The organism is Calothrix rhizosoleniae SC01, assembly GCF_900185595.1.
Lineage (GTDB): Bacteria > Cyanobacteriota > Cyanobacteriia > Cyanobacteriales > Nostocaceae > Calothrix_A > Calothrix_A rhizosoleniae.
The window spans coordinates 1-8,534 of sequence record NZ_FYBH01000221.1 but is presented as its reverse complement, the minus strand read 5'-3'; the positions used below and the strand labels follow the sequence as shown (position 1 = coordinate 8,534).

The 8,534-nt window shown below is 39.6% G+C and carries 4 protein-coding genes; 1 reads left to right on the top strand and 3 read right to left on the bottom strand.

Annotation, left to right across the window (positions count from 1 at the left end; translation table 11 throughout):
* The 3 genes from CALSC_RS13515 to CALSC_RS13505 all read right to left on the bottom strand — a co-directional run.
* Positions 1 to 1,041 (bottom strand): alpha-amylase family glycosyl hydrolase (locus CALSC_RS13515; protein ID WP_268807212.1); only part of this gene is annotated, 1,041 nt, incomplete at its 3' end.
* An 809-nt stretch (positions 1,042 to 1,850) separates the two neighbouring features.
* Positions 1,851 to 2,666 carry a carbon-nitrogen hydrolase family protein gene (locus tag CALSC_RS13510; RefSeq protein ID WP_088241855.1) on the bottom strand — a complete coding sequence of 272 codons (816 nt, stop codon included), beginning with the start codon at positions 2,664 to 2,666 and terminating at the stop codon, positions 1,851 to 1,853.
* 479 nt (positions 2,667 to 3,145) lie between these two features.
* On the bottom strand, positions 3,146 to 4,837 hold the full coding sequence (locus tag CALSC_RS13505; protein WP_088241854.1) for a pentapeptide repeat-containing protein: 1,692 nt from the start codon (positions 4,835 to 4,837) through the stop codon (positions 3,146 to 3,148).
* Positions 4,838 to 5,421: 584 nt separating this feature from the next.
* Between CALSC_RS13505 and CALSC_RS13500 the strand changes: the two genes are divergently transcribed.
* A complete protein-coding gene (locus CALSC_RS13500; RefSeq protein WP_088241856.1) occupies positions 5,422 to 8,385 on the top strand; it encodes a zinc-dependent metalloprotease in 2,964 nt (987 codons plus the stop codon).
* Positions 8,386 to 8,534: the final 149 nt, after the last annotated feature.

Below are 8,534 nucleotides of genomic sequence, written 5' to 3'. Positions count from 1 at the left end.
AAGTCCGGTTAATTCCAGGGTGTTGTAAGCTTTTGTGCGCCCGCCTGTAATTTCCCCTAGTAGGAAGAAATTCTCTTTATTAATGGTTTGGGTAAATTCACGGATCACTGAGACAAAGTAGCGAGTTGCCCCAATATCCATATGTTTAACTGTGTCGATACGGAAACCATCGATATCTGCATCAGCAATCCAATATTTATAGCACTTACACAAATGGCGGAGGGCATCAGAAACTTGATAGTTATCCGGGTTCCCATACCCGTGATGAATATCTTTTAGGTCAAAGAAATCTCCTTCGCGGAATTCGGGATCACGATCCCAATTTTGAATGTGTCCTTTACGGTTAAAGGTATCAGGAGCTTGCAATTCTGCTGGCCACACAGCTCCATCAATATCAGTCAGATTTTGGGGATTGGCTTGGACAAAGGGAATGGTAGGATTGCCCTGCTTATCATTAAAGCCTTCAACTGGGTATGTGCTGCCAGTCCAATGAGGATTGCGATCGCTTGCATAATCAAAGACATCACCCGTATGATTAAAAATAACGTCCAGGATGACGTAAATACCATTTTCATGAGCGACTTGCACCAATTCTTTTAAATCTTCACGAGTTCCAAACCGAGGTTCAACCTCCAGAAAGTTTTGGATCCCATAGCCATGATAAGTCTCCTGGAACCGCACCTGTTTGAAAATTGGGCTAATCCAGAGCGCCCTTACTCCTAAGCGATGGAGATAGCCAATTTTACTTGTCAATCCCTTGAGAGTTCCACCGACAAATTTAGTTCCAGCTTTTCTCCAACGTTGCTCATCTGCTTCTGTTTTCAGGACATTTCCCTCATCTTCTTTAGTGTACAGGGGGGTTGTTCCACCCAGCACCAGATTGCCTTGATTATTTTTGTATCCGTTCTCTTGACCATCAGAGAATCGATCCAGCATTAAGAAGTAGAATACCTGGTCTTCCCAGGCAGTAGGAGAGGGAAAATATTGACGGGAAGCCACTAGGGATTCTAAGTCAATTTGGGCTAATGTTTTTTCAGTCACAGGCTTACTCCTCTATGAGAGCTATTAGAATTGGTTAGTTAGGAAAATTACAGTAGGATAACAAGAAATTTCAAAAAACTCTACTCTTCTGAAGACAAATTTTTACTTCTGGTTCTGGACTACGAGTTCATCAACCAGTAATATAATGTCTGGTTAAATACTTATCATTAGGACTGCAAGGGAGGAGAGGGAAAAAAGTTTGGGCAATTTTTGCATGGATGGCAATATCATAATTAATCAGACGGAAATGATATAAGCTGCATTATAATAAAGAAAATTTTCAATACCAACTGAAGTTAATGACTAAATAAATATTGTCACACCTGTATTCTATTTCTCAGTATTTATTCGCAGAAATTTGGAATCTAAAATTACATATATCTTGAAATTTTGAAAAAATTTGTAACGTGAATCCGACGAAGCGGTAAGTAATTCAGCCCAAGTATTTATCGGGACTTTATAGTTTATCTAGTTACATTTATTACCGTAAATTTACTAGATAATTGCGCCCTTACAAACAGTCGTTCCAGAGAATTTAGGGTTTTTGGTACTCGCAAGTGCTACTCCTAATTAAATGCACCATTCCCTTACAGTTTCACAGGGTTATGCTTTTTACAATTAGGTATTGGTTAGACAAGGGGGGAAACGAACCAAATATTGTACGTTTACCCAAAATAAGAAAATAAGGCGTTGCTGAATAAAGTATTGAATTTGTCTCACGCAAAGGCGCAGAGGTGCAGGTAACGAGAGTTTGAGAGACCTGATTTTTCAATTGTATATTCCAATTCAGCAATGCCCAAAATAGAAACTTAGCCAAATACTCGATGTTGCAGACTCGGCATTTGCCGACGCACCTGTTCTAAACGGGTGGGATCGATTTCTGCGATGGCTATTCCCGGTTGATCCCCTGCGTCAGCCAGAATCACCCCCCAAGGGTCGACAATCATAGCATGTCCGTGGGTTTGGCGACGAGCATAGTGGGTTCCGGTTTGTGCTGGTGCAATTATATAACAAGTATTTTCAATGGCTCTGGCTTGTAATAATATTTGCCAATGGTCTTTACCTGTAAAAGCAGTAAATGCTGCGGGGACAAAGATTATATCTAGTCCTTGGTGTGACATTTGTCGGTACAATTCTGGAAAACGCACATCGTAACACACAGAAATACCAATCTTTCCCAAGTCAGTAAAATCACAAACCTGAGGTATTTCCTTCCCTGCTACCACAGTTGTAGATTCCTGATAAGTATTTCCATCGGGAACATTAACATCAAATAAATGCACTTTATGATAGCGCCTTAGTTCTTGACCATTAGAATCAATCAGTAATGCCGTGTTATGTACTTTGTTTGCTTGTTCTACAGGTACGGGAAAACCACCACCAAGAATGGTAATTTGATAACGTTGCGCCATTTTTTTGAGAAAGAATTCGCTCTCATCGGCGATGGTTTTAGCTTGAGCGAGTTTATCTTCTTCTTCCCCTATAAATGGAAAATTTTCTGGTAAGCCAACTAATTCAGCTCCTTGGCGCACGGCTAAATCAATTAATTCCTCTGCTTGAGCCAAATTTGTTTGGAGATTAGGCACACTTGTCATTTGAATAGCAGCAGCGAGATAAGACTTCATAAATTCAGTCACAAATGGGTATTAGGGAAGTCAGTGATAAAAATATATCTTTTAGACTACAATGCCGATTAATGTTTGATTATGTTTTCATTGTATGCGGCAATGCAGATGGATTTAGATATATCATACAGAAGGTTCTAATTTCACTATATTTTGAAGCGTAAAGATGATTTTAGCAGAAGAAGCAAGAACATCCCCATTTCCTAGCTAGCCTTCCACGAGCAATTGTATCCACAACCAAGAATGAAAATTACCTTTTCCCTATCCTCCAACCCCTAATATCATGTCGGCTTAAATACTTATCATTAGGACTGCAATGGGGCAGAGGTCAGGTAAGCACTGCGTTGTACGGGTTAAGCGCATTGTAGTAAGTGGAGCAATCTGAAGGGAAGCAGAGGGAGAAAGAGTTTGGGTGATTTTTGCATGGATGGTAATATCATAAGTAATCAGACGGACATGATATAACACCTATTTTCAAGCTAGGAGTCTGTGTCGGAGTATGTCACCCAAGAGGCTATCTTCAAATGAACTTTGAGTGCATTTGGTAAATTTACCGCTGTTTCCAATCCACGCACCCCATTCCACTCTAAATTTTCATTCCAAATCATTTCTGCTAAGTTGGCATCACTGAGATCAGCGCCACCAAGGATGGTATAACTGAGGTTAGTATGGCTCAAATTTGCACCATTGAGAGTTGCACCACTGAGATTACTGCCACTAAGATTACTGCCACTGAGGTTGGCATAGCTGAAGTCAGTACCAAAGAAAATTGCATCGCTAAGGTCAGCTTCACTCAGGTTTGCTTCATTGAGAATCACTCCACTCAAATCAGCTTCTTTGAGAGTTACCGCACTCAGGTCTACATTGCTCAAATCCGCACCCATCATAATTGCTCCTCTCAGGTTGGCACTATGAAGTTTTGCACCGTGGAGCTTAGCATAACTCAGGTCTACAACACTCAGATCTGCCTGGTACAAATTAGCACCAAACATAATGGTATCACTCAAGTTACTGTTTTGCAGAGTGGTATGACTAAGGTTGGCACCACTGAGATCCGCACGGCAAAAATCCCCATCACTCAGGTTCCCATTACTGAGCTGAGCATCACTCAGGTTGGCTCCAAACAAAATTGCATGGCTGAGGTTTGCTCCTCTTAAATCTGCATTCCGCAAGTCAGCACTACTCAAGTCTGCATGACTTAGGTCAGCATTGGTAAGATTAATAGTACTGAGATTGGCATGGGTGAGATCCGCACGACTGAGATTCACACCAGTAGCGATCGCTCCACTCAAGTTACAACTACTGAGATCAGCACAATTAAGGTTGGCTCCACTCAAATTGGCTCCACTCAGGTTAGCATCTCCTAAGGAAGCATTATTCAAGTTAGCAAAGCTAAAATTAACCCCTGTCAGGTTTGCATCTCCTAAATAAGCTGTACTCAGATCGGCTGTACTGAAGTTAGCACCTGTTAAATTCGCATCCCCCAAGTATGCACCACTAAAGTTCCCACCCCTGAGAAATGCCCCTACAACACTAGTAAAATTACCTATTTCTATAGCATCACTGTAATTAATTATTCTCAATAATTGAGAAGTAAAAAAGTTATCTGCATCCCTCTGACCAGATGGATAAAAAATAATTTTCTGGCTGAGTTGGCTGTGCTTTTGAGCATAATAGTGTAGCTCCAACAGCAAAATCAGCACATTTAGTCCTGTATTAATATCTATCTGACGTAGACCAAGGGTAATATTGTTTGCTTGTAACTGCAATATTTTTTGTTGGGGAAAATTATGATCAGGTGGGGCATCAATAAATTCTCCCCTACACCAGCGTAGATAAAAATCTTGCAGATGGTAAAACAGTTCTACTGGTCTAAATCTTGTCTCATGGCTAAGAGTTTCCAGTATTGTCGCTAAAATTTGTGGCTTGAGTACGGCGTTACCTAATACATGATAAATCTCTAATTGGATGCACCCTTCTTCATCCCTTATTTGTGACCATGCATGTAAGTAATTTTGCAGTTTTGCTGTAAACTCAGGAAAATACACATTTTCTTTTGTTAAATTTACATTTTCCTGAAATAACTTAGCATTTATATACTTTTGATCTTGTAAACACTTTTGTTGAATATGAATTTTTAAACGTTGCCAGACTTGAAATAAATTTAGCATGATTGTGTATATTAATACTAATGCATCCACTGATATCTGAATAAATCCCAGAGAATTTACTGGAGCTAATTATTTGTTACTATTTTTTACATGAAAATTGTATGTTACAAAACATCTTGATATTGAGATTGTATGAGATTGTGGTTTTAATGGGGGAAGAAAGTTGGGCTTATGGAAGTTAGGGCTTTTAATTACCAGTTAATCTTTGTTTTCTATGTTATGTTTTTATGGCTTTTTCAGTGTATTTCATGGTCGAGTGTCAAAATAATGCACTTGATTTGCTAAAAACATAGTTATTTTGGGAACAATACTATAGTACAGACGTGTCTACTGTCGAACACTAGGTAATTATGCCAAGGATTACTTGAAAATAGCTGCTTGATATCAAGCAGCGAAGCTGTTGAGTATAGTACTACCAATTCGTTGAGGAAAATACAAGATCACTAGTAACCCTGGACGGAAGTCAAAAATATTTTATTCTTTAGATTTGATGTTTTATAAATAGTCTGCTTATTTATACAGTACTGCACTAGTTTTTGCCTGAGGTCAAAATTAAATAGAAAATATTGCCAGGAATGGATGGAATGAAGAGATTAACCAGTTGTTTTATTTTATTACATAGTCTATTTTTAGGAGTAGTTCACTTAAATACAAAATCATTGGCTGTCAATGTAGAATATAAGGACAATGCCAATGAAAAAATTACATCATCCAGAATCAAAAAGGGCTCTTTACCCCACACTCTCTCCCAGATGAATATGTTGGAAACACAAGGGGGTAAAGTTTCTGCGCCAAATGTCTCCCCTCCTGACTGGGCATTATCGAAAGTATGGGTAATTAATAACAAAAACCAAACCCAACGCCAGCCTTTTATGTGGGTAGCGAACAATACTAAAAAAACTGGGCAACAACCATTTCTGCAACTAGCTAGCAAAGTAAAAAAATCCAATATTTCAAAAACAAAACCGAAAAAGAAGGATGGTTTGCAAACATTCGAGAAAGTAATTAAAGATACAAAAAAAACATCTGGTCTTTTTACCCTATATCGGAATCCCCGCAAGAATAAAATTTATTTGGAGATTAAGCCACAGCAATTAAATCAGAACTTCCTCGCCACTGCAACCTTGGAATCAGGTATTGGTGAACGAGGAATTTACAGTGGTATGCCCTTAGAAAATTTTCTATTTTATTTTCAACGAGTCAATAACGAATTAAATTTTGTTGTTAGAAATGTTAATTTTCGCACCCGTGAAGGAGATCCCCAGGTGCGATCGCTTGCCCGTTCTTTTAGTGATTCTATCCTCTATACTATTAAAATAAAAAGTATTCATCCCCAACGTCAAACGATTCTTATTGATTTAGGAGATATATTACTCAAAGACCTAGGGGGATTATTGCAAAATTTTGGTTCCATTGGCACTCCCCAAAAATTCTATTTTGGCAAGGCGAAAGCTTTTCCCCAAAATATGGAGATTGAGTCGATTGTCAACTTTGTGACTGGGAAAACACCAAAACAGCGTAGTTTTGCTACCCTTGCCGATAGTCGCGGTTTTCAGTTGCGCGTTCACTACAGCCTTTCTCAACTGCCGAAAAATAACTACCGACCCCGACTAGCAGACAATCGCCTGGGTTACTTTATTACCGCTTATCAAGATGTTTCCAACGACGAACGCAAAGATCCCTTTGTTCGCTACATTAACCGTTGGCATTTAGAAAAGAAAAACCCCAATGCTGCTATTTCTCCACCCAAAAAGCCCATAGTATTCTGGATTGATAATGCTGTTCCCTTAGAATACCGTGATTCTATTAAAGAAGGGGTATTGATGTGGAATAAAGCCTTTACCGCAGCTGGTTTTCAAGATGCCGTCCAAGTCAAGCAAATGCCAGACGATGCCACCTGGGATCCCGCAGATATCCGCTACAATACCATTCGCTGGATTAACACAATTGATGGATATTTTGCCATGGGACCATCCCGCGTCAACCCTTTAACGGGAGAAATCCTCGACGCTGATATTTTAATGGATGGTAGTTTTATCCGGGCAATCAAAAGTGATTATAAACAAATTATTCAACCTACCCAGAGTCACAAACAAAACCGCACTTCCCTCTCTGCTTTAATGCACAATCGTCTACTATGTGCCAATGGATTAGAGAGTATTGCACCTTCATCATCATTAAAAACTCCCTTCACCGAGCGTTTATCCAAATTAGCAGGTAAGCATGACCTTTGTTATGGTGTGGAGGCTGCCAATCAGTTTGCCTTCGGTTTCTTGGCAATGTCTTTACTGCAGCCTAAACCTCCTACTAGTGTACAAAAAAAACAATATGTCCATGAATATTTAAGGTTAATTATTGCCCATGAAGTAGGACATACCTTGGGGTTACGCCACAATTTCCGGGGTAGTACCTTGCTATCACCCAAGGACATGAATGATAAAAAGATCGCTGGGAAAAAAGGTCTTACCACGTCAGTGATGGACTATATTCCACCCAACATTGCTCCTCAAGGTACCAAGCAGGGTGAATATTTCCCCGATTCTGTGGGCGTTTACGATCGCTGGGTAATTGAGTATGGATATACACCCATTAAGGCTGCATCCCCTCTGGCGGAAAAGCCAATTTTAGAGAGGATTGCCCAGAAATCCTACAAACCAGAATATAGTTATTCTACAGATGAGGATGCCTATGACCTCGACCCCACTGCTAATCCTTGGGATAATAGTTCTAATGTGTTGCTTTATTCCCAATGGCAGCTAGATAATGCCCGGTTGATGTGGACTCGTTTAAATCAACGCTATCCCTTAGAAGGTAATAGTTTCACCGATGTTAGAGATAGATTTAAAACCGTATTAGGTAATTATTTTCAGAATATTTATTACATTTCCAAATATATTGGCGGTCAATCTTTTTACCGGGTACATGGGGGTAATCCACAAAAAAGATTACCATTTCAACCAGTACCAGTGGAAAAGCAAAGAAAAGCATTAGAGAATTTACATAAGTATGTGTTTGCCGAGGATGCTTTTAACTTTTCACCCCAACTATTGAATAAGTTAGCTCCATCCCGTTGGCGACATTGGGGTAGTAATCCCAAAACAGGGCGTTTGGACTATCCCATTCATGATCTAGTATTATTTATGCAGAGTTTGGTACTATCGGATTTATTGTCCAGAGATCGCCTTTCTCGACTTAAGGATATTGAGTTGAAAAGTGAACCCAAACAATCCCTATCATTACCAGAATTATTTGATACTTTACAAACAGGTATTTGGACGGAAGTAATTAAGCCGGAGAAGGGTAAGCCTTTAGAAATTGCTAGTTTGCGTCGCGGCTTACAGCGACAACACCTCAAGATTTTGACTGATATGGTGTTGCGAAAAAGCTCTGCTCCAGAAGATGCCCGGACTTTGGCTTGGTATAAACTGCGGCAGTTAAAGGAAAAGTTGGATGGAGCAAATTCGTCAGACGAATATACTAAGGCACATTTACTGGAAACCCGCGAACGGATTAAGAAGGTATTGGATGCGCCATTGATGGGAAGTTAAGGGACTTTTTGATTGGCAAGTCGCGGGTATCTTACCCTTTTTGACCATTTTTTTAATTCAAAGTTCAAAATTTTTGGTTCTAATACCAATTTGAAAAAAGAATGGGACAGATGGGTAGGGCACGGCACTAGTAAGATATCCGTTTTTAT

What these genes read in the sequence shown, in the direction of transcription:
- CALSC_RS13500 (WP_088241856.1), top strand. Translation starts at nt 5,422, where the DNA reads ATGAAGAGATTAACCAGTTGTTTTATTTTATTACATAGTCTATTTTTA.
- CALSC_RS13510 (WP_088241855.1), bottom strand. Translation starts at nt 2,666, where the DNA reads ATGAAGTCTTATCTCGCTGCTGCTATTCAAATGACAAGTGTGCCTAAT.
- CALSC_RS13505 (WP_088241854.1), bottom strand. Translation starts at nt 4,837, where the DNA reads ATGCTAAATTTATTTCAAGTCTGGCAACGTTTAAAAATTCATATTCAA.